The organism is Staphylococcus borealis (assembly GCF_001224225.1).
In the GTDB taxonomy this organism is placed as follows: domain Bacteria; phylum Bacillota; class Bacilli; order Staphylococcales; family Staphylococcaceae; genus Staphylococcus; species Staphylococcus borealis.
The window spans coordinates 76,705-100,263 of record NZ_CUEE01000001.1 but is presented as its reverse complement, the minus strand read 5'-3'; the positions used below and the strand labels follow the sequence as shown (position 1 = coordinate 100,263).

Annotated in this window: 26 protein-coding genes; 19 read left to right on the top strand and 7 right to left on the bottom strand. The window is 33.3% G+C overall.

Translation table 11 applies throughout. The annotated features are described in order from the left end of the window. Positions 1-138: 138 nt before the first annotated feature. From AK212_RS00575 to AK212_RS00565, 3 genes are all read left to right on the top strand, one after another. Positions 139-357, top strand: coding sequence for a hypothetical protein (locus AK212_RS00575; protein ID WP_053029047.1), 219 nt, complete (start codon positions 139-141; stop codon positions 355-357). 27 nt (positions 358-384) lie between these two features. Further along, positions 385-1,164: an N-acetylglucosaminidase gene (locus tag AK212_RS00570; RefSeq protein WP_053028600.1), complete on the top strand. Its 780-nt coding sequence runs from the start codon at positions 385-387 to the stop codon at positions 1,162-1,164. Positions 1,165-1,260: 96 nt separating this feature from the next. Next, positions 1,261-2,385 (top strand): FAD-dependent monooxygenase, encoded by a 1,125-nt coding sequence (locus AK212_RS00565; protein WP_053028599.1) that lies wholly within the window; start codon positions 1,261-1,263, stop codon positions 2,383-2,385. A gap of 100 nt (positions 2,386-2,485) precedes the next feature. Here the strand turns inward: AK212_RS00565 and AK212_RS00560 are convergent, their stop codons facing one another. The 5 genes from AK212_RS00560 to AK212_RS00540 form a co-directional block, all read right to left on the bottom strand. Beyond that, positions 2,486-3,442, bottom strand: a complete 957-nt coding sequence (locus AK212_RS00560) for a 2-hydroxyacid dehydrogenase family protein (RefSeq protein WP_053028598.1) — start codon at positions 3,440-3,442, stop codon at positions 2,486-2,488. 78 nt (positions 3,443-3,520) lie between these two features. Beyond that, positions 3,521-3,835 (bottom strand): DMT family transporter, encoded by a 315-nt coding sequence (locus tag AK212_RS00555; RefSeq protein WP_053028597.1) that lies wholly within the window; start codon positions 3,833-3,835, stop codon positions 3,521-3,523. A 1-nt stretch (position 3,836) separates the two neighbouring features. After that, positions 3,837-4,166 carry a DMT family transporter gene (locus AK212_RS00550; protein ID WP_053028596.1) on the bottom strand — a complete coding sequence of 110 codons (330 nt, stop codon included), beginning with the start codon at positions 4,164-4,166 and terminating at the stop codon, positions 3,837-3,839. Between the two features lie 148 nt (positions 4,167-4,314). Next, entirely contained in the window at positions 4,315-4,914 is a 600-nt protein-coding gene (locus AK212_RS00545; RefSeq protein WP_053028595.1) for a CHAP domain-containing protein, read from the bottom strand. Positions 4,915-5,230: 316 nt separating this feature from the next. Then, the gene (locus AK212_RS00540) at positions 5,231-5,659 is read right to left on the bottom strand and encodes a magnetosome magnetite crystal formation protein family (protein ID WP_053028594.1); all 429 of its coding nucleotides are present in this window, start codon (positions 5,657-5,659) and stop codon (positions 5,231-5,233) included. Between the two features lie 405 nt (positions 5,660-6,064). On the opposite strand from AK212_RS00540, the gene AK212_RS00535 reads away from it, so the two are divergent. Further along, positions 6,065-7,135, top strand: coding sequence for an NAD/NADP-dependent octopine/nopaline dehydrogenase family protein (locus AK212_RS00535; protein ID WP_053028593.1), 1,071 nt, complete (start codon positions 6,065-6,067; stop codon positions 7,133-7,135). Positions 7,136-7,240: 105 nt separating this feature from the next. Continuing rightward, complete coding sequence (gene nhaC / locus AK212_RS00530; protein ID WP_053028592.1) at positions 7,241-8,647, top strand: Na+/H+ antiporter NhaC; 1,407 nt, start codon at positions 7,241-7,243, stop codon at positions 8,645-8,647. Positions 8,648-9,172: 525 nt separating this feature from the next. Here nhaC and AK212_RS00525 read toward each other — a convergent pair. Then, positions 9,173-9,937 carry a CHAP domain-containing protein gene (locus AK212_RS00525; protein WP_053028591.1) on the bottom strand — a complete coding sequence of 255 codons (765 nt, stop codon included), beginning with the start codon at positions 9,935-9,937 and terminating at the stop codon, positions 9,173-9,175. An 802-nt stretch (positions 9,938-10,739) separates the two neighbouring features. Between AK212_RS00525 and AK212_RS00520 the strand changes: the two genes are divergently transcribed. The 9 genes from AK212_RS00520 to AK212_RS00480 all read left to right on the top strand — a co-directional run bounded on the left by AK212_RS00520 (position 10,740) and on the right by AK212_RS00480 (position 18,751). After that, positions 10,740-11,462, top strand: coding sequence for a helix-turn-helix transcriptional regulator (locus tag AK212_RS00520; RefSeq protein ID WP_228480668.1), 723 nt, complete (start codon positions 10,740-10,742; stop codon positions 11,460-11,462). A 255-nt stretch (positions 11,463-11,717) separates the two neighbouring features. Further along, positions 11,718-12,452 carry a transcriptional regulator, SarA/Rot family gene (locus AK212_RS00515; RefSeq protein ID WP_156304986.1) on the top strand — a complete coding sequence of 245 codons (735 nt, stop codon included), beginning with the start codon at positions 11,718-11,720 and terminating at the stop codon, positions 12,450-12,452. Between the two features lie 29 nt (positions 12,453-12,481). Then, complete coding sequence (locus tag AK212_RS00510) at positions 12,482-12,805, top strand: PH domain-containing protein (protein WP_053028589.1); 324 nt, start codon at positions 12,482-12,484, stop codon at positions 12,803-12,805. A gap of 468 nt (positions 12,806-13,273) precedes the next feature. Continuing rightward, entirely contained in the window at positions 13,274-13,618 is a 345-nt protein-coding gene (locus AK212_RS00505; RefSeq protein WP_037549844.1) for a transcriptional regulator, SarA/Rot family, read from the top strand. A gap of 159 nt (positions 13,619-13,777) precedes the next feature. Further along, a complete protein-coding gene (locus AK212_RS00500; RefSeq protein ID WP_174841463.1) occupies positions 13,778-14,920 on the top strand; it encodes an acyl-CoA dehydrogenase family protein in 1,143 nt (380 codons plus the stop codon). A gap of 255 nt (positions 14,921-15,175) precedes the next feature. Beyond that, complete coding sequence (locus AK212_RS00495; RefSeq protein ID WP_053028587.1) at positions 15,176-16,093, top strand: ABC transporter substrate-binding protein; 918 nt, start codon at positions 15,176-15,178, stop codon at positions 16,091-16,093. Positions 16,094-16,387: 294 nt separating this feature from the next. After that, on the top strand, positions 16,388-17,335 hold the full coding sequence (locus AK212_RS00490) for a nucleoside hydrolase (RefSeq protein WP_053028586.1): 948 nt from the start codon (positions 16,388-16,390) through the stop codon (positions 17,333-17,335). A gap of 68 nt (positions 17,336-17,403) precedes the next feature. Further along, on the top strand, positions 17,404-17,952 hold the full coding sequence (locus tag AK212_RS00485; protein WP_053028585.1) for a biotin transporter BioY: 549 nt from the start codon (positions 17,404-17,406) through the stop codon (positions 17,950-17,952). 34 nt (positions 17,953-17,986) lie between these two features. Beyond that, the gene (locus tag AK212_RS00480; RefSeq protein WP_053028584.1) at positions 17,987-18,751 is read left to right on the top strand and encodes a GNAT family N-acetyltransferase; all 765 of its coding nucleotides are present in this window, start codon (positions 17,987-17,989) and stop codon (positions 18,749-18,751) included. 25 nt (positions 18,752-18,776) lie between these two features. Here the strand turns inward: AK212_RS00480 and fdhD are convergent, their stop codons facing one another. Next, entirely contained in the window at positions 18,777-19,580 is an 804-nt protein-coding gene (gene fdhD / locus AK212_RS00475; RefSeq protein ID WP_053028583.1) for a formate dehydrogenase accessory sulfurtransferase FdhD, read from the bottom strand. A 202-nt stretch (positions 19,581-19,782) separates the two neighbouring features. Here fdhD and modA point away from each other — a divergent pair, with 202 nt between their 5' ends. The 5 genes from modA to AK212_RS00450 all read left to right on the top strand — a co-directional run bounded on the left by modA (position 19,783) and on the right by AK212_RS00450 (position 23,468). Further along, entirely contained in the window at positions 19,783-20,577 is a 795-nt protein-coding gene (modA, locus tag AK212_RS00470) for a molybdate ABC transporter substrate-binding protein (RefSeq protein WP_053028582.1), read from the top strand. Positions 20,578-20,588: 11 nt separating this feature from the next. Beyond that, positions 20,589-21,260, top strand: a complete 672-nt coding sequence (gene modB / locus AK212_RS00465; protein WP_053028581.1) for a molybdate ABC transporter permease subunit — start codon at positions 20,589-20,591, stop codon at positions 21,258-21,260. Next, complete coding sequence (locus AK212_RS00460; protein WP_053028580.1) at positions 21,261-21,866, top strand: ATP-binding cassette domain-containing protein; 606 nt, start codon at positions 21,261-21,263, stop codon at positions 21,864-21,866. A gap of 79 nt (positions 21,867-21,945) precedes the next feature. Then, a complete protein-coding gene (locus AK212_RS00455) occupies positions 21,946-22,950 on the top strand; it encodes a ThiF family adenylyltransferase (RefSeq protein WP_053028579.1) in 1,005 nt (334 codons plus the stop codon). An 11-nt stretch (positions 22,951-22,961) separates the two neighbouring features. Beyond that, entirely contained in the window at positions 22,962-23,468 is a 507-nt protein-coding gene (locus tag AK212_RS00450) for a MogA/MoaB family molybdenum cofactor biosynthesis protein (protein WP_053028578.1), read from the top strand. The last annotated feature ends 91 nt before the right edge of the window (positions 23,469-23,559 follow it).

Genomic DNA, 23,559 nt, shown 5'->3' with positions numbered 1-23,559 from the left:
GAGACGATGAATTCAGTCTCACTCCTTACTTCGTTTCTTTAAATAAATTTATAAGTACTTTCAACTTAAATTATGGTAAGGTGGACTATATATTAATAAAAAGGGGTGAGAACAATTCATCCAAACGCAATTAAAATTATGACAGTGATTTCTAATGTATTCATTATTTTAGGAATTATTTTTTTAGTGATGATGCAAATGGTGCTAGCAATTTCAATGTTTGCTGTATCACTGGCAATTAGTTTGGTTATCTTCAATGTATTATTCAGAGACCGAACTGGCATGAAGATTGTCATCAACATATCGTTTGCGATTGTCTTAATTGTTATTATCATTACTTACTTATATTTATCTTAATTAGCTATATAAAGGATTGTCAGTGACATGAAACAATTATCTCATTTACGTTTGCCAATCATATTGTTAGGCACTATCATCATTATTTTCATTGTTTTATTAATTATTAAACACTCGGATTTGTTGAAAAATGATCGTCATTATAGCTTTCAAGAAGCATTACAGAAACAAACGGATACAAGTGTGTTAAATACTGTTGAAAGCAATGGTCAATTTGTGAATGCGAATAACCAAGACATAGAGAAGGCGATGCGCATATCACGAGATGATAATAACTTTAAATACATGGATATTTCTCAACAAGTTCCAATGTCGAAACAAGAAGTAAATCAGATGCTAAAAGGATACGGTATTCTTGAAAATCAAGCCGATGCTTTTATAGAAGCGCAAGATAAATATAAAGTGAATATCATCTACTTAATAAGCCATGCACGTGTTGAAACGGCGAATGGTGAATCTAAACTCTCTAGTGGTATCAAAGATGGCAAGACACGGTATTATAATTTTTTTGGTGTGGGTGCCTTCGATGAAAATGCAATACATACAGGTAAAAGCTACGCGAAAGAAGCAGCATGGACGACACCACGCAAAGCCATACTAGGTGGTGCCAAATTTATTCGTGCGAACTATTTTGACAATGACCAAATTACACTCTATCAAATGCGATGGAATCCTAAGAATCCAGGTCAGCATCAGTATGCGAGTGATATCTTATGGGCAGATCATATCGCAACATTTATGCAATCATATTATGATGAATTTGGTATTAAAAAAGATGATATTCGCAAAAACTTCTATACTTCATGATTAGGTTAACAATTGCAGGATGTTGCATTTCCAACTGCAATGATAAAGCATAGTTATGATAAAATTTAGTAGAATTTAATACTGAGGTGTAAATAAATGAAAATTGCAATAATTGGTGCAGGAATAGGTGGTTTAACCGCTGGTGCACTACTTTCAGAAAAAGGACATGACGTTTCTATCTTTGAAAGACAACCAAACATTAGTAAAGTTGGCGCAGGGATAGGCATTGGTGATAATGTCATTAAGAAATTAGGAAAACATGACTTAGCTAAAGGCATCAAAAATGCGGGTCAAAACTTATCAGCGATGAATGTCCTTGATGACAAAGGAAACATTTTATCTACTGTGAAATTAAAAGAAAATACATTAAATGTTACTTTAGCACGACAAACATTAATAGAACTCATAGAGTCTTATGTCAATCCTCAATGTATTTATACTGATCATGATGTCATTAAAGTTGATAATGTTGATCAACAAGTGCTAGTTCATTTCTCTAACCATGCAAGTCAGCGCTTTGATTTATGTATAGGTGCAGATGGCATTCATTCTGTTGTCAGACAAGCTGTTCATCCGAATGCCAAGCTACTTTATCAAGGGTATACGTGTTTTCGTGGCTTAGTGGATGATGCAAATCTACAAAACACAGATATAGCTAATGAATATTGGGGTAAACGTGGTCGCGTAGGTATTGTCCCACTTATCAATAATCAAGCGTATTGGTTTATCACAATGAATGCGTCTGAAAAGGATTCAAAATATCAATCATTTGAAAAACCACATCTTCAAGCATATTTCAATAATTATCCAGAACCCGTACGCCATCTTTTAGATAAACAGAGCGAAACAGGTATTCTGAAACATGATTTATATGATATGAAACCAATCAAATCATTTGTAAACCAACGCATACTATTGTTAGGAGATGCAGCACATGCAACAACACCTAATATGGGGCAAGGTGCAGGGCAAGCAATGGAAGATGCAATTGTATTAGCCAATTGCTTAGCTGAATACGATTTGGACAAAGCGTTAAAACGCTATGATAAGTTAAGAGTTAAACATACTACTAAAGTCATTAAACGTTCAAGAAAGATTGGTAAAATAGCTCAAAAAGATAACAAATTAGTCATCTCATTACGCAATGGTGTAATGAAGCGAACACCTAAACGTTTATTAAGTAGACAAACTAAATTCTTATATAAAGCGAAAAGTAAATAAAAAAATAAGACGGATACTGAAGTCATTATACATGCTTAAGTGAGTACGAATTCACTTAGCCATAAGACCTTTCAGTTTCCGTCTTTTTTCATATTTTAGATTACTTATTAACTATAAATTGAGGTGTGTCGCCACTTAATTTTTTGATTGTATCATTTGCAACGATTTTAGACATCATATCTCTAGCTTCAAATGTTGCGTTACCAATGTGTGGTGTGATAACGACATTATCAAGTGATTTTAATCCTTCCGTAATGTCAGGCTCAAATTCATAAACATCTAATGCAGCGCCCTCGATTTCTTTTTCTTCTAAAGCGCTTACTAAAGCTTCTTCGTTAACAATAGGGCCACGACCTGCATTAATTAAATAGGCTGTTGACTTCATTCGTTTGAATTGTTCAGTATCAATCATATGATGTAAATCTGGATTATATGCAGCATTAATCGTGATGAAGTCTGCATTTTCAAGTAATGTATTTAAATCTACGTATTTCGCACCAATTTCGCGTTCTTTTTCTTTCTTTTGATGTGGACCAGTGTATAAGACATCCATATCAAAAGCTTTCGCGCGTTTAGCTACTGCACTACCAATTTCTCCTAGACCGATGATACCAATTGTTTTACCTGATACTTCACGACCTCTGAAGAATAAAGGTGCCCAACCGTCAAAACCTTTAGTACGAGATAATTTATCGCCTTCTACTATGCGACGGGCAACAGCTAAAACAAGGCCAAATGTTAATTCAGCTGTTGATGCAGTTGATGCTTTAGGTGTATTTGTAACATCAATATCTTTTTCACGTGCGTATTTAATATCGATGTTATTAAATCCAGCACCATAGTTTGCAATGATTTTTAAGTTAGTTGCGCTATCAATTACTTCTTGATCCACATTCGTTGAAAGGATACTTATCAGTGCAGTAGCGTCTTTGACACCTTCTTTTAGCGTTTCCTTGTCAATGATGCCCTCACCATCATACATTTCAACTTCAAAGTGTTCTTTAAGTAGATTTAATCCTACTTCAGGAATTGCGCCAGCGATATAAACTTTTTCCATGATACTCACTCCTTAACATTGTTTTCTCCTTAAGTATAATAAAAGGAGAAAACGTATACAAATGTAATTCATTTCATTTTATTGAATTATTTTGAGGCCAATTACAGAGAATAGTATTAGGAAAATAAAGAATATACGGCTAAAATGTGTTGATTCTCTATAAAATATCATTCCTACAATAGCGCCTCCAGCAGTACCAATACCTGTCCAGATAGCGTAAGCAGTTCCCATTGGAATGGTTGCCATTGCCAGTTTTAAAGTACTAAAACTAAAAATGAACGTCACTGCCATCAAAATAATATAAATTTTTTGTTTTGAACGTGCAAATTGATTTAACCAAATGACACCAAGTACCTCTAGTAATCCCGCAATGAGTAAATATAGCCATGACATATTACATACCTCCTTGAGGCGTGTCGTTCGTTGATAATTTGAGTCCTATAATTCCTATCAACAATAGTAGTAACAAGCCCAGTTTCGTAATCGTAAATGGTTGACCAAAGAAAAGCATATCAGCAATCACTGTACCAGCAGCTCCTATGCCTACAAACACCGCATAAACGGTCCCAACAGGTAGATGTCGAGAAGCGGAAATCATTAAATAGAAGCTTAATACAATAAAGATTAAAGTGAATAACCAAGTAACGAAATTATGGGCATTACTTAATCCTATTACCCAAACCACTTCAATCAGACCAGCAAAGATGACTTTAAGCCATTGCATAACCTAACACTCCTTACCTATAAAAGACTAATATGCTCATTCTCTCAAATCGTTGATTAAAATTCAATTTGAGAAACTTAAAAAAGCGTATGCTGTTAATGTTTAATTAACGAGGCATACGCTTTTAACTGATCATTATATATAGAAATTATGATAAGTGGATATAGTTATAAGCACTTGCTTGGCTTGCTGAAATGGTACGCGTATCTTTGACAAATGGTCCGCCAGAATAATTCATTTCTGAAACAGTTATAGAACCATCACTATTAACGCTCTCCACGTAAGCAACATGTCCATAAGTACCTTCAGATGTTTGTAGAATTGCGCCTTTTTCAGGTGTTTGATTTACTGTGTAGCCAGCTGCTGAAGCTGCACTAGCCCAATTATTCGCATTTCCCCAAGTACTCCCAATGTTGCCACCAACTCTGTCATAAACATACCACGTACATTGTCCAGCTGTATATAAATTCCCAGATGTTGAAGAAGTTGTTTGTGTTGATGACGTAGTCGTTGTTGAAGAACTACTAGATGACGTACTTCCGTCAGTTATTGAAGATGAAGTAGTGCTTTGATTATAGTTAAATGATTGTTGGTTAAATTGAGGTTGTTGATAACCGCCACCGAATTGATTGTGTTGTGGTGCTGGATTGTGATTATATTCCGCAGCATCCGCATGGTTAGCATTTAATCCTAATGCTGATACACCAATGCCTGCTGTTAAAGTTGAAATTGTAATGATTTTTTTCATAGTAAAAAGTCCTCCCAAAATATGATATTCAACAATAGGTTAAGTTAGCGATATGTTGAATAGACTTCGATTTAAGTTTTTAGTCGCTCCCAACGACAAATCATACTTTAACAGATTCCAAACCCGTTATGTGCATTGTTACGTTTTCGTAAATGAAATACAAAAACCTTGAACAACTCCGTAATAAAGGGGTGCTCAAGGTTAGGTAATGTAATAATGCTTGGAATATGCATGTATACTACATTATTCTTATATTTTGATAATGTTAACATATGATTTATGTTACAGATATTTGTAACATTAGTTGGTACGCTATTTATTTAAAGAAACGAATTGATAATGGAACAACATACGCTTTTCCACTAAAATATTTCACACAAGCAACGATGTGGAATACGAAATATAAAATAGAAAGCACAAATAGCAAGATAGAAAGAATAAAGATTAATATTGTTACGATAATGATAACCGCTTCATTATTAACAGCATATATGAAGAATAACGGAACAATACAAATGCCAATGACAGCACTCCAAATGAAATATGAAATGAGCATGTTGAAGTAATTTTTTCCAGCTTTATCAACTAATTGTGATTCATTACGTTTAATAGCCCAAATAATAATCGGACCAATAATAGAAGTAAAAAAGCCTAATAAGAAAACTAACATTGCCATTAAACGCGCATCTTGCTCATTATCCCTCTGAATCGGAGAGTTATGTGATTGATTATCATATTCTGACATAATAATACTCCTTTCAACTTATAATCATGTATCACTATTAATATAACAAAGTTACTTTAAAATGATTAGTTAATTTTAAAATTAATTTAAATTAATTTAGTGTGTTTAATTTTTTTAAAATAGGATATAGTTTAGCGTTGTATAAATTTAAGTACTAATTTGTTTAATAATGATTCATATGAATGATTTGGCAGTAGCTGACTGAATAAAAATGATGATGGCTTTAGTTTATTTTTATTCTAGCCAACTTTGCCCGGGAGCGGGACTTGGAAACAGACAGTTATTTTGGACTGTCTTTTCAAGGTTAAATAGAAATCTAGTGAAGCGATGTAGATTTCTAACCTGCTCCCTTTATTTTTAATCAAAATGAGGGACAATAAGATAGTTTGAAAGGAAGTTATAATTATGAAAATAGCAGTAGTAGGATCAGGTAATGGTGCAGTAACAGCGGCAGTAGATATGGTGAATCAAGGCCATGATGTGAAATTATACTGTCGAAATTCATCTATTAAAAAGTTTAATCATGCATTAGAAAAGGGTGGCTTTGATTTTAACAATGAAGGTGCCGAATCATTTGTACCGTTTACTGACATCAGTGATGACATTGAATATGTCTTGAAAGACGCTGAACTTGTTCAAGTAATTATTCCTTCATCTTATATTGAATACTATGCGGAAATAATGGCTGAGCACGTGACGAATGATCAACTGATTTTCTTTAATATTGCAGCAGCGATGGCTTCAATCCGTTTTATTAATGTACTTGAGGATAGACATATCGAGGTTCAGCCTAAGTTTGCTGAAGCTAATACGTTAACGTACGGTACGCGTGTTGACTTTGAAGCAGCACGTGTAGATTTATCACTCAATGTACGTAAGGTGTTCTTCTCTACTTATAACAAGAAAGAACTTAGTGACAGCTTTGAAAAAGTGAGTCAAGTTTATCCATACCTCGTAAAAGAAGAAAACTTATGGAAGACAAATTTAGAAAACGGAAATCCAGAAGTACATCCTGGACCAACATTATTAAATGTAGGTCGAATCGATTATGCAGATTCATTTGCCTTGTATAAGGAAGGAATCACGAAACACACTGTCAGATTATTACATGCGATTGAATTAGAACGTTTAACGTTAGGTCGTAAATTAGGGTTTGAACTTTTAACAGCGAAAGAGGCACGTATACAAAGAGGATATCTAGAGCGTAAAGACGAAGATGAACCATTAAATCGACTCTTTAATACGAGTCCTGTTTTCTCTCAAATTCCTGGACCTCATTCAGTTCAAAATCGTTACTTAACAGAAGATATCGCATATGGCTTAGTGCTATGGTCAAGTCTAGGACGAGCAATCGATGTTGAGACACCCAATATCGATGCGGTTATCATGATTGCGTCTACAATTTTAGAACGTGACTTTTTCGAAGAAGGTCTTAAAGTTGAAGAACTTGGTTTAGAAAAACTCGGCTTAGAATAATGAAAAGTTGAATAAACAATGTATACATGCATATTTAATTAATCATTCAAATAAATATTTAGCTATGAAAAGAGGTCATTAATCTAATAGAAACGAGGAATGTGTATGAAAAGACAGCCATCGTTCTGGGAAGCAATATCTACAATCATCGTTATGGTTCTTGTCGTAACAATCGGATTTATAAAATTTAATATTCCAATTCAAGTGCTATTACTTATATCTTCTGCCTATGCTGCTTTAATTGCTTGGCGTGTAGGATTAAAGTGGGAAGATTTGGAAGAGGGTATTACTCGAAGGCTAACAACGGCTATGCCTGCAATATTTATTATCTTAGCAGTAGGCATTATTGTTGGTAGTTGGATGTATTCTGGAACTGTACCAGCTTTAATTTATTACGGTTTGAAATTTTTAAATCCACATTATTTTTTAGTTTCTGCATTTATCATTTCAGCAATTTGTAGTTTAGCCACAGGGACAGCATGGGGCTCTGCGTCTACTGCGGGTATTGCTTTGATATCTATTGCACATCAGCTGAATATCGACTTAGGTATGGCAGCAGGTGCTATTATTGCAGGTGCAGTTTTTGGTGATAAAATGTCACCATTATCAGATACTACCAACTTGGCTGCCTTAGTCACTAAGGTGAATATCTTTTCTCATATTAGGGCAATGATGTGGACGACCATACCGGCATCAATAATAGGGTTAATCGTATGGTTCTTTGCAGGATTAAATTCAAAAGGTGCAGTCAATACAAAGCAAATACATCAGTTATTAAATGAACTTGATGGTATATATCATATTAATATATGGGTGTGGATACCTTTGTTAGTTATCATTATTTGCTTAGTGTGTCGAGTATCCACAGTACCCTCTATGTTAGCATCTAGTCTGAGTGCTGTTATTGTAGGTACATTAAATCATCACTTTAATATGGTTGATGGATTTAAAGCTATGTTTAACGGTTTTACACCTGCAATGACTGGTCATACCAATCTCTCTAACAATGCGACGTCGTTATTAGAACAAGGTGGCATGATGAGTATGACAGAAATACTTGTTACAATTTTCTGTGGTTATGCTTTCGCAGGTATTGTAGAGACATCAGGATGTTTAGATGTCATGTTAAATACAGTATCTAAAGGTGTAACATCAGTGGGTACGTTAATTTTAATAACGGTGATATGTTGCTTAATGTTAGTTTTTGCTGCTGGTGTAGCATCTATAGTCATTATCATGGTGGGTGTCTTAATGAAAGATATGTTTGTCGATATGGATTTGGATAAAACTAATTTATCAAGAACATTAGAAGATTCTAGTACGATGGTATTGCCGTTAATACCTTGGGGAACTTCAGGAATTTATTACACACAACAATTGGGCGTATCCGTAGATCAATTCTTTATTTGGACAGTGCCGTGTTACTTATGTGCAATTCTAGCTATTGTTTATGGATTTTCAGGACTTGGTATTCGTAAATTAAGCAACAAAAGTTATGTAAAAAATTCGTAAAAATATGTTTAATCATTTGTCAAAAGGATATATTCAAGTATGTTAAAACATTACATAGATATTTTTGTAGCGATGATATCTAATGCATTTAAGTTTTAACTGTAAATATCCTCAAAATATTTCATAGTAGTGGGTTCAATTTTTGTAGCGAGAATTGGATCCATGAACGATGACAAACGAATTTATTATTAGCACCATTATAGTAAAAGATATAACAAAGCAAGAAAGAATGAATTTGTTGGACATACATTAAGATTGGAAAGTATGGATTGTTACTTTCCAATCTTTTTTAATACGCTTAATTGTATATCCAAAAGGTCACAATATGATTAAACTTGTGCACATTAAAAAGGGAGCGGGACAGAATTCTTTTGAATTCGTCGTCCCACCCCCGCAAGGATGACTAGAACTGAGAAAAGCTTGATTTAAGCGCCTTCTCAGTTCAGTCAGCTACTGCGAATTTGCTAAATAGCATTATTATATTATTTATGTCCCAGACTGTTAATTTATTTGTTACGCATAAAATTAGTGAATGTAGTTGTATGCAGCAGCTTGGCTAGCTGAGATAGTACGTGAAGTAACAACACCAGCACCGTGACCGTAGTTCATTTCTGATACAGTAACTGAACCGTCACTACCAACGCTTTCAACATATGCTACGTGACCGTAAGCACCTTGAGAAGTTTGTAAAATAGCACCAGCTGATGGTGAATTGTTTACAGTGTAACCTGATGCAGCTGCAGCGCTTGCCCAGTTATTAGCATTGCCCCAAGTAGAACCGATTTTACCGCCTACTCTATCAAATACGTAGTATGTACATTGACCAGCAGTGTATAAGTTACTACCTGAACTTGAAGCTCTTGAAATTGACACACCATTTGATTGTGATGATGGCGCAGTAGTTGTAGTTACTTTAATGTTACGATCTGAAGTTGAGTAGCTTGCACCTAAACCACCAGTTTGTTGTGTGTTTGAACTATATGATTGTGTGTTATTGCCATAGTAATTGTAGTTATAGTTGTTATAGTTATTGTAATTATTGTAGTTATATGAATAGTTGTAGTTTGAATAATTTGATTGACTAGAGTGATTTACTTGATTTGGGCTCCAGTTACCTTTCCAAGTGTAATGATAGTTACCTTGTTGGTCGATAGTGTAAGAGTAGCTGTATGAAGTTGGATCATTTGGATTGTAACCTTGTTCAGCTGCATGTGCCTCATGACCATGTCCAGCGATAGCGATTGTTGCAACTCCTGCAGTAGCGATTGTAGCTGTAGCGATTTTTTTCATTGTAAAATTTCCTCCTGAGAATTAAATTAATATTTTATATTTAATAGTCATTTGATGACCCTTGAGTCCAGTTTTTAATAAGTTTCTTAACGACAAGAAATACTTTATCAGAAAAAAATCATTTTGTGTGCGTTGTTATCATTTTGTAATTTTTTGCTAATAAATAGTGTTGAGATAAATACAATAAGTAATTTTTTGTAATATTAAAAAACGCTGTTATAGCAACGTTTTAAAAATTATATGAAAAAGATACTCATTTCTCTGTAACATTTTTGTAAAGTAACAGCAAAAAATAAATTTGATATAAAATTAATAGAATTCATTATTTTTGTATTGTTTTTACAATAAGTATCTGAATCATCTTTTAATTTAATTGTATTATTACTCTCTCGCAGGCGTGTTAAAGCAATTTATAATATTTGATATTATAAAAATCATTTTGGATATAAAAATCGTTATATAAGATAATAAAATGATATAATTGGTTAAAAGTTTGCTACTGATAATACCGAAATAAACCATACAATTATATATGAAGATAGACATTCGATTAAATGCGTTAAAATTAGAGAAACGTTAATGATGCAGCAATAGTTATTAGAGTTATGGGGGATAATTTATTATTTCTGTTTATGTCATGTCTTTATATATTAAAAAGTGAGAGGACGTACGTATGATTAATAACTTTTCGGTAAAACTTTTAAAAGATATAAAGATAAGTAAGCAAAAGGAATCGAATATTAAATTAATCTATTGGCTGAAAGGGTCAGGACGAGTAAATTTAAATTTAGAGAGATTTCAGATGCAAGAAAGAGATTTATTATTTGTGATGCTAAATGATATTTACTCGATTGAAAGCGAAGATGGCGCGATCGTCGCAAACATTGAAATAGCATTCAAAGATTATTTGAAGTTTGCTGATGATTATATTAAGTCAAATGGCTATAAATTTTCTTCTATAGAAAGAAGACAAATAGAACCATTTATTCTAAATATACTGGAATTTGAAAGTAGGCAACCGCACAAATTACAAATCAAAGATAAGCTTGTTAAACATTTATGTGTAGAATTAGGATATTTGCAAAGAAAACAACGTGTTCATTACAAATTAGAAAATGCTTTAGTTGATAAGGTACACGAGTATGTTATTGAACATCACAGTACTAAAATTAGTCGTCAGGACATGGCAAACGCACTCAATATGTCAGCTAAAGAATTAAGTAAAGTTATCAAATATCACACACCTTATCGTAATATAACGCAATATATAAATGATGTTAGATTAAAATTATGTTTAATAGACATCTTAATCAGTAATCATTTGATTCAAGACATTGCGTTCAAGCATGGGTTCAATCATCTTCCACATTTTATCGCTTTATTTAATAAAAGGTATGGTAACACACCTGGTCAAATTCGAACTAAAAATCAGTCACATCAATACCAATCATTGAATCAATCAGAAATACCGTTTGATGAAACAACCCAGTTATTAATTGCTGAAGCCAAAGCGCATTACAGTTAAAATAACCTATCAGAAGTCATCAATCACTGTTATGATTGCGTATGCGTAAGTACGACCAACTGATTCACAAAATATAAAGATGATGTTGTTTTATTGAAAGAGTCATGTAAATGTCTATCTTTGAAAAGGTTGGGTAGGAATAGTGGTACATCATTGCTATGTTCAAAGTAATCTTAATCATTTTATACGGTTAAGCGATTTGTCATAGATGCTTTCGATAACCCAATCTAAAGATTGTGTCATGAGGTGATAGGTATGGTGGATAAGCATAAGTTAGAAACATTATTGTTTTATCTGGTTTTTATGAAGGCGGTAGGTGAGGTGCTAAAGTACAGCTACCAATTAAAGTTTGAACAATTAAAAACATTAAATGAAGTCATTAATTATTATCATGTTCATCATCAAGGTATTTATATAGATGAATTAATCACGTATCAATCTATTTCAAAAAGACAACTAAGACATCATTTAGAGCACTTATACCATTTGGGATGGATTATTAAATTGCGTGATCACAATGATCAAAGACGCTTATTATTTCTCCCATCACCAAACTGTCAGGATAAACTCAATACGATGTTTTCTGAAATTAATGAAATGGTAAAAGTGAAAAACTTTGCATGTATAATAGAAAGTACCCATTATAATTCATTGAAATATGTCATCACTATTTTTGATGCACGATATAAAGTCCAAATGTTAGCGAAGGAATTTAATCTGAGTTTAGATGAACTGATTTTATTAGGAGCGTTCATTTCGAATCGGCAAGTCATTTCATTAAAAGAGATTCAATCTATGTCTTATCGATACTTAATATGTATAAACGCAGTTATTAATGAACTTTATCATAAAGGGTATTTAGAGAAATATCGTAATTCAATAGATGAACGTATTGTAAACGTAAAATTTATTGAATCACGAGCATATGAAACCTATCAAATATTTGTTAAATGTTACAATAAATTCCAAGAGGAAATGAGATTGATTTAATAAACATAATAGGTAAGGAGAATATATGCATGATTTTAGATAATGTGAATCCCGATGATTTGTTCCCAACAGAGTCTAAAGGGCCTTCTGTACTAGGGATGATTGAGTATAATGTTCAAGGACAAAGTGAGTTTGAAGGTGCATTTATTGCTACCTCTGAAAGATTAATTATGAATGTAGATATGAATGGACAATTCTATTATAGAAATATTCCATACAATGAAATAGAAGCAATTGAATTTGATGGTAAAGATTTAGTGTTTACTTTTAACATTGGGAAAGTACCAATGAAACAAATTAAAACAAAAGAGATTCAACCATTTGTTGATTATGTGAATGCTAAAATTAAATAACGTTAAAATGGCAGTATTAGATAATTAAGGGATAGAACAACATTTATTAACTATTTTTTCAGTTAGTTTAAGTCTTTAATATATAGAAAGAACGAAATAAAAAATTAATATAACGAAGTGACATTGCAATTATATCGTAGCTGACTGAATTGAGACAGCGATTTAAAGAAGCTGTGTTCAACGCGAATCATCTTTGTTAGGAGTGGGACAATGAATTCAAAAAGAGTTCTGTCGCACTCCTTTTTTATATTCTATTAACTAGCAATTAAGACAAATTGATTATGTGTAATTTAATTGATGGAACGTGTTATTGATATATAATATCATTTTAATTTCATAAAAATATTGAAATATTATACTTAAATGTTATAAAATAAATTTTATAGCATAAGAAATGTTTGGTAAGTAATAAATAGTAGACATGAACCTTGTAGCAACAAGACGTACATCAGAGGAGTGGTTTAGGATATGGGACAAATTAAAGACATCAATGATTTAGTTAACGCAACATTTCAAGTTAAAAAGTTCTTCAAAGACACTAAAAAGAAATATAATTTAAATTATGAAGAGGTTTATATTTTAAATTATATTGCAAGAAGTAAAACAAATGAAATAACTTCGAAGGAAATTGCAACGTATTCAGAGTTTAAACCTTATTACTTAACTAAAGCATTACAAAAGTTAAAAGATTTACAGTTACTTTCAAAAAAGCGTAGCATACAAGATGAAAGAATAGTTATTGTTTATGTAACAGATGAACAACGAGACAAGATTAATAAACTGATTGCTGAATTAGAAAAGTACATCAAGTAATTCATGTTTATTCATGAGAAGACTTAAGTATTGAGATATTCAATCTCTCTGACTTAAGTCTTTTTATATTGCTATCTGAACGTGGTTAACTTTCATTTTAAAATGTTGAGTGATAAACTAGGTTTAAATAACAATGACAATGAACAGGTGATATAATTGATCAATTCAGTTCTGATTAACACAGATATTCAAAGAAAATGGATACAAAAGTTTCAATCAATTGAGGAAACTTTTAAAAAAAGAGCAGCAGAAAATGATAAACAATCGAGATTCCCATTTGAGAATATTGAATGGTTAGTGCAAGAAGGATATAGCATACTTACGTTACCCGTTGAATATGGCGGTGAAGGCGCGACTATTGAAGATATGGTTGTGTTACAAACGTATTTAGGAGCAATTGATGGTGCAACGGCGTTATCAATCGGTTGGCATTTAAGTGTCATAGGACAAATATATGAACAATCAATGTGGAATCAAGATATGCTGGATCGTTTTGCTAAAGAAATTAAAAATGGTGCTTTAGTCAATAGAGCAGTAAGTGAAGCGGATACAGGTAGCCCTACTCGTGGTGGCAGACCTGCAACGCATGCAGTTAAGCAAGATGATGGCTATCTATTAAATGGTGTTAAAACGTTCACATCAATGAGCAAAGCGTTGACACACTATATTGTCGCAGCTTATGTCGATGACTTGCAAGAAGTAGGATTTTTCTTAGTGCCTAGAGCCACTGATGGCTTAGAAATTGCCGATAATTGGAATATGGTAGGTATGAGAGCAACAGAAAGTCACGATTTAGTATTAAATGATGTGTGGGTACCGAATGACTTTTTTGTTGAGTCAAAACGAAAACCGCAACCGAATGGATGGATATTGCACATTCCTAGCACTTATTTAGGCATTGCTCAGGCGGCAAGAGATTATGCAATCAATTTCGCAACAACGTATGGTCCAAATAGTATTGAAGGTACGATTAGTCATTTGCCAACTGTACAACAAAATATTGGTAAAATGGAGTCGCTATTATTATCAGCTCGTCATTTCTTATGGAGTACTGCTAAAGGCTATAATCATCCAGAAAATCAACCTAAGTTATGGAATGAAACATCTGCGAGTAAAGTACTAGTAATGAATCAAGGGTTAGAAGTAGTTGATTTAGCGATGAGAATCGTTGGCGCGAAGAGTCTTGAAATGGAACGACCATTGCAACGTTATTACCGTGATATGAGAGCTGGATTACACAATCCACCTATGGAGGATGCGGCTTATACTAACATAGCTAAATCTGTGTGCAATTTATTTTAAACAGTGTAAATAAGGTAAGTATAAGAGAATGGGAAAAAATAATAGTATGACGTAGTAGTTGATCGAACAGAGAAGATGCTTAAATCAAGCTTTTCTCAGTAGTGATGAGCTTTGCGTGGGAGTGGAACAACAATTTTAAAATAATGTGTTCCACTCTTTTTTAATTTATCAATAATTTAAAATTTTATTGTAAAACGTCGCATTGTAGGATACAATTTTGTTGAAATTGATAATCGTTTTCAACAGGAGGATGTTATGAAGAAATTAATTTTACCATTACTAGTTCTAATCATCGTTTTAGCTGCATGTGGTAATAACGGTGGTTCGGGTAAATCTGATTCAAAAGAAGAAACAAAATCATATAAATTAGATAGTGGAAAGACGATAGATATTCCTAAAGATCCTAAACGTATTGCTGTCGTTGCACCTACATTTGCAGGTGGTTTACATAAATTAGGCGCGAATATTGTTGCGGTTAACAACCAAGTTGATCAAAGCCCAATTTTAAAAGAGAAATTTAAAGATACAACAAAAATTGGTGAAGCTGACGTTGAAAAAGTGGCTAAGAAAAAACCAGATTTAATTATTGTTTACTCTACAGATAAAAATATCAAAAAATATGAAAAAATCGCACCAACGATTGTTGTTGATTATGGTAAACACAAATACCTTGAACAACAAGAAATGTTAGGTAAGATTATGGGTAAAGAAGACGAAGTTAAAAAATGGGAAGAAAAATGGAAGAAACAAACTGAAAAAGATGGCAAAGAAATCAAAGATGCAATTGGTAAGGACGCAACAGTTTCTATCTTAGATGAATTTGACAAGAAAGTTTACACTTACGGCGACAACTGGGGTCGTGGTGGAGAAGTATTATATCAAGCATTTGGTTTGAATATGCCTAAAGGCCAACAAGATTTAGTTAAAAAAGAAGGTTGGGCTGAAGTCAGTCAAGAAAAAATTGAAGACGTAGCTGGTGACTATATCGTCTCAACAGGAGAAGGTAAATCTAAACCAAGTTATGAGACAACAAACATCTGGAAAAACTTGCCAGCAGTTAAAAATGGTAACGTGATTGAAGTTAAGGCTGAAACATATTGGTATAATGACCCTTACACACTTGACTTTATGCGAAAAGATTTAAAAGACAAATTAATTGAAGCTAGTAAATAATAGAATATAGAGACGACGATCAATTTTTTATGATATTTTAAGAGCCTGGGACATCAATCAATGTTTTAGGCTCTTAAAATATATTGGCAGTCGTTGACTAACATAACAGTGCACTTGCAGCAAGCTTCTTTTAATTTTTGGGCAACCTTGTTGGTGGGGCCTAGCAATTAGCATTTCATCAAGAAAGTCTACAAGCTAAGCAAGTTGAGAGCGGAACAACAAAATAAATTTTTGGGAAAATATCATTTCTGTCCCGCTTTATTTACTATTTACATAATAATGGGAGGAATCACTTTGACTAAAGTATATTTTAACCACGATGGTGGTGTAGATGATTTAATATCTTTATTTTTATTATTACAAATGGAAGATATTGATTTAGTTGGTGTAAGTACAATAGGAGCAGATTGCTATTTAGAACCGTCTGTTAGTGCTTCATGTAAAATTATTAATCGATTTTCTAATGCATCATTACAAGTTGCGCCATCATATGAACGTGGTGCCAATCCTTTTCCGAAAGAGTGGAGAATGCATGCATTCTTTATGGATGCATTGCCGATATTGAATGAACAAACGACGAATCAACAATCTGGCATGAGCAACCTAGAAGCGTATGAGGATATTATACGCGTATTGAGCGAGTCAACAGAAAAGATAACACTATTGTTTACGGGACCATTAACAGATTTGGCTAAAGCACTTAAAATTGATCCAAGCATTCAGAAGAATATTGATAAATTAGTATGGATGGGAGGGACTTTTCTTGAAAAAGGCAATGTGGAAGAGCCAGAACATGATGGTACAGCTGAATGGAACGCATTTTGGGATCCAGAGGCGGTAAAAGTAGTATTTGATAGTGACATTGCTATAGATATGGTGGCTTTAGAAAGCACGAATCAAGTGCCATTAACATTAGATATTCGACAAATGTGGGCAAACGAACGTCATTATTCAGGCGTTGATTTTCTAGGCGTTAGTTATGCGGCAGTCCCACCTTTGACACATTTTATAACTAATTCAACTTACTTTTTATGGGATGTCCTAACCACTGCTTATGTTGGTAATCCTGAATTGGTTCAATCAATAACAAATCATGTTGATGTTGAACATCAAGGACCAAGTCAAGGGCGTACATATGTGACAGAAAAAGGTCGTCCTGTCCAAGTTGTTACGAGTGTAAATCATGATGACTTCTTTAAATATATTACGCAGTTAGCTAAAAAAGTAGATTCTCCTTCATAAATGTAAACTTTTTATTTTATAAAGTTTACATTAGTGGTATAATCATCTTCGTAGAAGGAGGATACAACATGAATACAAGAAATTTAGTTTACACAGCTTTAATGACAGCGATTATTTGTGTTTTAGGATTGGTTCCGGGAATTCCGCTTCCGATTATGCCAGTACCTATCGTATTACAAAATATTGGTATATTTTTAGCAGGTATGATATTAGGTAAAAAATATGGGACACTCAGTGTCATTGTCTTTTTACTATTAGCAGCTGCAGGTTTACCAGTTCTTTCAGGTGGACGTGGAGGAATTGGCGTATTTGCAGGACCATCAGCAGGATTCTTATTCTTATATCCGGTTGTTGCGTTTGGTATTGGTTTTGTAAGAGATCAATATTTTAATAAAATCAATTTTGTCGTATTATTTGTTACTACATTAGTAATTGGTGTTTTATTTTTAGATATCGTCGGTACAATTATTATGGGCTTCATTATACATATTCCAGTAAGTAAAGCCTTCTTATTGTCATTTACTTTTATGCCAGGAGATATCATTAAAGCCATCATTGCAAGTTTAATTGGCGTAACACTTTTAAATCATTCACGCTTCAAAAGTTTGATACAATAAGTCTAACAAATGAACGAGGCAGGTGGATGTAGTGATGTCGAATATATCAATCCGAAACATTGCTCAAGAGGGGCATCTATATCATGAAGATGAACGAATAATGATTTACTTAACACCTTCACAACCTTTGAAATATGATACAAATAAGTGGGTGTATAAAGAAATGCCAACTATAGAACAGTGGCATAAAGATATGACTACACAGTATGAATTGCATGAGCAACAGCATTCGAATCATTTAGCGTTTACTTTTCCAGAGAATGAAAGATTGGAAGAAGTATGGAAAAATGCAATTGAAAAGGAAGGATTTCAACTAGGTTTACTTGAATTCTATATTATAGAAGGTAATGAATTAACACGCTTACCTAGTCGAAAAGATGTTGTGATTGAAGAGGTAAATGAAAGCAATATGGAAGATTATTTGAATATTTATTATTCATTTGCCTTGCCTTATGGTAAGCCGTTTGCGATTGAGAGTGTCAATGATACGAGACGGACAATTCAGCATAAAAAAGATAACATATGCCGACTAATAGCCTACGTTGACAAAGCACCTGTAGGTACTGTTGATGTGATTGAAACTGAGGAAACTATCGAAATTGATAGTTTTGGTGTTATGGAAAACTATCGAAGACAGGGTGTTGGATCAACTTTGCAAGCACATATAGGCAGCATAGCAAATGAACGTCCAGTTATACTCGTAGCTGATGGAGAAGATACAGCCAAAGATATGTACACGAAACAAGGTTATACGTATCAAAGCTTTGTGTATCATATCATCAAAGAAGATGTAAAATAAAAAGGCCACTGACGCATTTGGAAGATTAATCCAATGTGTCAGTGGCTTTAATACGTTCTGGATGACTATAAACATTAAAGTTGCCATCTCTAATAAAACCAATTGCAGTTATATTTAAATCATTAGCTAACGTAATCGCTAACGTAGTAGGTGCAGATTTGGATAAAATGACGCCTACACCTATTTTAGCTGCCTTTAATAATATTTCCGATGAAATACGCCCACTAAAAATAAGTACCTTATTTCTGACAGGTATACGTCTTTCAAGACAAAATCCATAAAGTTTATCGAGCGCATTGTGACGGCCGATATCTTGTCTATGTTCAAAAAATTCATCACCATCACTAATGGCAGCATTATGCAACCCACCTGTTTGTTTAAACAATGTACTGGCAGATTGTAGCCCAGTCATCATATTGAGCACTTGTTTCGGCGTTAATGTAATTTTGGACATTGAGGTTTTAGCGATAGCTGCATCATTGTGAAAGTAAAATTCTCTACTTTTTCCGCAGCATGATGCAATAATACGTTTAGTTGAATACTCAAAACGATCGCCTAAATCTTTAGTTAACTCTACATGTGCGAAACCTTTACTATCATCTATTTGCAAAGCGCGTATTTCTTCTTTTTTATAAATAGCTCCCTCAGAAGCTAAAAATCCGACTACAAGTTCTTCCATATGTGTTGGACTACAAATGACTGTAGCAAATTCTGTGCCATTAACAATAATTGTCAATGGAAATTCTGTAACATAGCTATCTGTTGTATTGATGAGTTGCCCATCTTCATAGCGGAGGATAGATTGCCCTTGTAATACATCTTTATCCATTTTTTATTTCTCCTTTAGGCATATATAACTCTATATTAAAACTTTTGAACATTATTTGAAAAGATTTAAATTACATATAAATTATTGATAGTATATTAAATATATTTAATAATGTGAAGATTAGGTGAAATTTATCATTTTATACCTTTTAAAAGTTATAAATAAGCGTATAATAAGTGGTGTAAAAGGAGGGGTTTGTGAAATGAAACTTAAACATTTCATGGCAGTTATTGCTACATTAGTTATTATTTTAGCAGGATGTTCAAATTCTGGTAGCAATGATAGTGGAAATAAATCATCTGACTCAAGCAAAAAAGATAGTGACAACAAACAAGAATTACAAATTTCGGCAGCAGCTAGCTTAGGTGATGTAAGTAAAGCATTAGAGAAAGAATTTAAAAAAGATCACAAAAATGTTGATGTAAGCTTTAACTATGGTGGTTCTGGCGCATTAAGACAACAAATTGAAAAAGGTGCTCCAGCTGACGTGTTCATGTCTGCGAACACTAAAGATGTTGATATGCTAAAAGATAAAGACAAAGCACATGATACATACAAATATGCACATAATAAGCTTGTCTTAGTTGGAGATAAAAATAGCGACAAAACATCAGTTAAAGATTTAGAAGATAATGAAAAATTAGCAATTGGTGAAGTTAAAACAGTTCCAGCTGGTAAATATGCGAAACAATATTTAGAAGATCAAGGTTTATATAATGACGTTAAAGATCATTTAGTTTATGCCAAAGACGTTAAACAAGTATTAAATTATGTTGAAAAAGGCAATGCCGAAATGGGCTTTGTTTATGAAACAGATTTATATACTGACAACAAAAAAACAGATAAAGTAAATGAAATTAAAGAAGCAGAACTTAAAAAACCAATCACTTATGAAGCAGGTGCAACTTCAGATAAAAAACTTGCGAAAGAGTGGATGGACTTCTTAAAATCTGACAAAGCGAAAGATATCTTAAAAGAGTATCATTTCGAAGTTTAGGAGGTTGAAGAATGCCTGAATTAACACCTTTTTGGATATCGATTCAAGTAGCCGTCATAAGTACGATTATTGTAACAGTACTAGGTATTTTTATATGTCGATTGCTTTATAAGGGAAAAGGGCATCTTACTAAACTCCTTGAAAGTTTTATATTATTACCCATTGTTCTACCGCCAACGGTGCTAGGGTTTATCTTACTCATTATATTTTCTCCTAGAAGTGTTGTAGGACAATTTTTTGAAGAGATACTACATCTTCCGGTAGTATTCACAATGACAGGTGCAGTTATTGCATCTGTCATTGTTAGTTTTCCGTTAATGTATCAACACACGATTCAAGGATTTAGAAGTATTAACCCTAAAATGTTAAATACTGCTCGTACCATGGGGGCAAGTGAAAATAAAATATTCTATCGCCTAATTTTACCGTTATCTAAACGTTCAATCATTGCTGGGATTATGATGAGTTTTGCTCGTGCAATTGGAGAATTTGGTGCAACATTAATGGTTGCAGGTTACATACCAAATAAAACGAACACGTTACCACTTGAGATATACTTTTTAGTGGAACAAGGTAGAGAAAACCAAGCTTGGTTATGGGTGCTTGTGTTAGTCGCATTTTCAATTACTGTAATAGGTGTATTGAATTTTGCTAATAAAGATAAATATAGGGAGGTAGATTAGATGTTAGAGTTAAAACTACAATATCAATTAAAGAAGACGTTTATTGATATTAACATTCATGATACTGTCCCTAAAATTTATGCAATACGAGGACCTTCAGGTATAGGTAAAACGACAGTATTGAATATGATAGCAGGTTTAAGAAAACCGGATAAAGCATATATTAAAATAAATGATAGACTTATCACTGATACTGAACATAAAGTGAACGTGAAAATCCAAGAGCGTCATATTGGTTATTTATTTCAAGATTACCAATTATTTCCGAACATGACAGTGAATAAGAATATCACTTTTATGGCTAAACCATCTGTTCATATAGATGACTTAATGGATCGTCTAAATATTCATCATTTAAGCGCGCAATATCCAGCGACGCTTTCAGGAGGCGAATCTCAACGTGTTGCATTAGCACGTACATTAAGTACGAAGCCAGATTTAATTTTATTAGATGAACCCTTTTCAAGTTTAGATGATGCGACAAGAGATGAGGGAATCAAGTTAATCAAACGTATTTTTAAAGAATGGAAGATACCTATCATCTTTGTTACACATTCTAATTTTGAAGCTGAAGTTTTAGCGGATAAAATCATAAAGATAGGGTAATAAAAGCACCTCTTTGTAAAAGAGGTGCTTTGTTCGTTATAATAATAGAAATGGATCTTAACTAGAGAGGGCAATAAAAATGACGAGGGAACGTTATTCGAGACAAACTTTGTTTAAAGGAATAGGAGCTAACGGACAAAATAAAATCAGTCAAAAGCATGTACTTATTGTTGGTATGGGCGCATTGGGAACACATGTTGCTGAGGGACTCGTTCGTGCAGGAATAAACACACTTACAATTGTGGATAGAGACTATATTGAATTTAGTAATTTACAGCGTCAAACATTATTTACAGAAGAGGATGCTAATAAAATGCTACCTAAGGTCGTCGCTGCTGAACGTCATTTAAAAGCATTGCGTCAAGATCTAGCACTCAATACGTTCATTACGCATGTTGATTATTATTTTTTAGATAAACATGCACAGCATGTAGATTTAATCATTGATGCTACGGATAATTTTGAGACAAGACAATTAATCAATGACTTTGCTTATAAAGAGAAAATACCTTGGATTTATGGTGGTGTCGTACAAAGCACTTATATAGAAGCTGCATTTATACCTGGACAAACACCGTGTTTCAACTGTTTAATGCCACAGCTTCCAGCAATTAATTTAACGTGTGATACAGTCGGCGTTATACAACCTGCAGTCACAATGACAACGAGCTTTCAATTGCGAGATGCCCTTAAATTATTAACTGAACAATCAGTGCCTAGTAAATTAACATACGGGGATATATGGGAAGGACAACATTATACATTTGGCTTTAGTCGCATGTTCAGAGATGAATGTCCAACGTGTGGTTCAAATCCATCTTTTCCTTATTTAAATCAGCAACATACATTGTATGCAACTTTATGCGGTAGAGATACAGTACAATATGATAATGATAATATTACCCAGGAAATGGTGCGTGAGTTTCTTAAACAACATCAACTTAATTATAGAGAAAACAAATATATGATAATGTTTGAATATAAAGGGCATCGAATTGTTAGTTTTGAAGGTGGACGGATGCTTATACATGGGACAACAAAAACGTCAGATGCCATTCATTTAATTAATCAATTATTCGGATAGGAGTGAATTTAATGCATCAACATGATCATGCGAAAGTAGACAGAACGATTCATTGTGCAGTTTTGACAGTTTCAGATACTAGAGATAAAGAAACAGATAAAGGTGGTCAACTTGTTCAAACTTTAATTCAAGACATTAATGTTGAAGTCGCAAAGTCACATTATGCGATTGTCAAAGATGATAAAGAAGCGATTTATTCGCAAATCAAACAATGGTTGGCAACTGATATTGATGTCGTTATTACAACAGGTGGTACTGGCATTGCGCAAAGAGATGTTACGATTGAAGCAGTTAAACCCATCTTTGATAAAGAAATAGAGGGATTTGGAGAATTATTTAGATATTTAAGTTACACAGAAGATGTGGGCACTAAAGCTTTATTATCAAGAGCGGTTGCTGGTACAGTCCAAAATAAATTAATTTTCAGTTTACCTGGATCAACTGGCGCTGTGAAATTAGCTATTGAAAAGTTAATTAAGCCAGAATTAAATCATATGTTGCATGAATTGAATAAATAAAAAAATAGTCATGGATTTAAACTTAAATGATAGGTTTCCCTAATTGAAGTTTTGCATCCATGACTTTATTATTTAAATTGAACATAGTATA

Excerpts from the sequence above, each read along its gene's own strand:
- AK212_RS00540 (WP_053028594.1), bottom strand. The coding sequence starts at position 5,659 with ATGTCAGAATATGATAATCAATCACATAACTCTCCGATTCAGAGGGAT.
- AK212_RS00505 (WP_037549844.1), top strand. The coding sequence starts at position 13,274 with ATGGGACAAATTAAAGACATCAATGATTTAGTTAACGCAACATTTCAA.
- AK212_RS00455 (WP_053028579.1), top strand. The coding sequence starts at position 21,946 with ATGACGAGGGAACGTTATTCGAGACAAACTTTGTTTAAAGGAATAGGA.
- AK212_RS00570 (WP_053028600.1), top strand. The coding sequence starts at position 385 with ATGAAACAATTATCTCATTTACGTTTGCCAATCATATTGTTAGGCACT.
- AK212_RS00555 (WP_053028597.1), bottom strand. The coding sequence starts at position 3,835 with ATGTCATGGCTATATTTACTCATTGCGGGATTACTAGAGGTACTTGGT.
- AK212_RS00525 (WP_053028591.1), bottom strand. The coding sequence starts at position 9,937 with ATGAAAAAAATCGCTACAGCTACAATCGCTACTGCAGGAGTTGCAACA.
- AK212_RS00545 (WP_053028595.1), bottom strand. The coding sequence starts at position 4,914 with ATGAAAAAAATCATTACAATTTCAACTTTAACAGCAGGCATTGGTGTA.
- AK212_RS00535 (WP_053028593.1), top strand. The coding sequence starts at position 6,065 with ATGAAAATAGCAGTAGTAGGATCAGGTAATGGTGCAGTAACAGCGGCA.
- AK212_RS00550 (WP_053028596.1), bottom strand. The coding sequence starts at position 4,166 with ATGCAATGGCTTAAAGTCATCTTTGCTGGTCTGATTGAAGTGGTTTGG.
- AK212_RS00510 (WP_053028589.1), top strand. The coding sequence starts at position 12,482 with ATGATTTTAGATAATGTGAATCCCGATGATTTGTTCCCAACAGAGTCT.
- modB (WP_053028581.1), top strand. The coding sequence starts at position 20,589 with ATGCCTGAATTAACACCTTTTTGGATATCGATTCAAGTAGCCGTCATA.
- AK212_RS00565 (WP_053028599.1), top strand. The coding sequence starts at position 1,261 with ATGAAAATTGCAATAATTGGTGCAGGAATAGGTGGTTTAACCGCTGGT.
- AK212_RS00520 (WP_228480668.1), top strand. The coding sequence starts at position 10,740 with ATGCAAGAAAGAGATTTATTATTTGTGATGCTAAATGATATTTACTCG.
- modA (WP_053028582.1), top strand. The coding sequence starts at position 19,783 with ATGAAACTTAAACATTTCATGGCAGTTATTGCTACATTAGTTATTATT.
- AK212_RS00515 (WP_156304986.1), top strand. The coding sequence starts at position 11,718 with ATGGTGGATAAGCATAAGTTAGAAACATTATTGTTTTATCTGGTTTTT.
- AK212_RS00560 (WP_053028598.1), bottom strand. The coding sequence starts at position 3,442 with ATGGAAAAAGTTTATATCGCTGGCGCAATTCCTGAAGTAGGATTAAAT.
- AK212_RS00460 (WP_053028580.1), top strand. The coding sequence starts at position 21,261 with ATGTTAGAGTTAAAACTACAATATCAATTAAAGAAGACGTTTATTGAT.
- AK212_RS00495 (WP_053028587.1), top strand. The coding sequence starts at position 15,176 with ATGAAGAAATTAATTTTACCATTACTAGTTCTAATCATCGTTTTAGCT.
- fdhD (WP_053028583.1), bottom strand. The coding sequence starts at position 19,580 with ATGGATAAAGATGTATTACAAGGGCAATCTATCCTCCGCTATGAAGAT.
- AK212_RS00485 (WP_053028585.1), top strand. The coding sequence starts at position 17,404 with ATGAATACAAGAAATTTAGTTTACACAGCTTTAATGACAGCGATTATT.
- nhaC (WP_053028592.1), top strand. The coding sequence starts at position 7,241 with ATGAAAAGACAGCCATCGTTCTGGGAAGCAATATCTACAATCATCGTT.
- AK212_RS00575 (WP_053029047.1), top strand. The coding sequence starts at position 139 with ATGACAGTGATTTCTAATGTATTCATTATTTTAGGAATTATTTTTTTA.
- AK212_RS00450 (WP_053028578.1), top strand. The coding sequence starts at position 22,962 with ATGCATCAACATGATCATGCGAAAGTAGACAGAACGATTCATTGTGCA.
- AK212_RS00480 (WP_053028584.1), top strand. The coding sequence starts at position 17,987 with ATGTCGAATATATCAATCCGAAACATTGCTCAAGAGGGGCATCTATAT.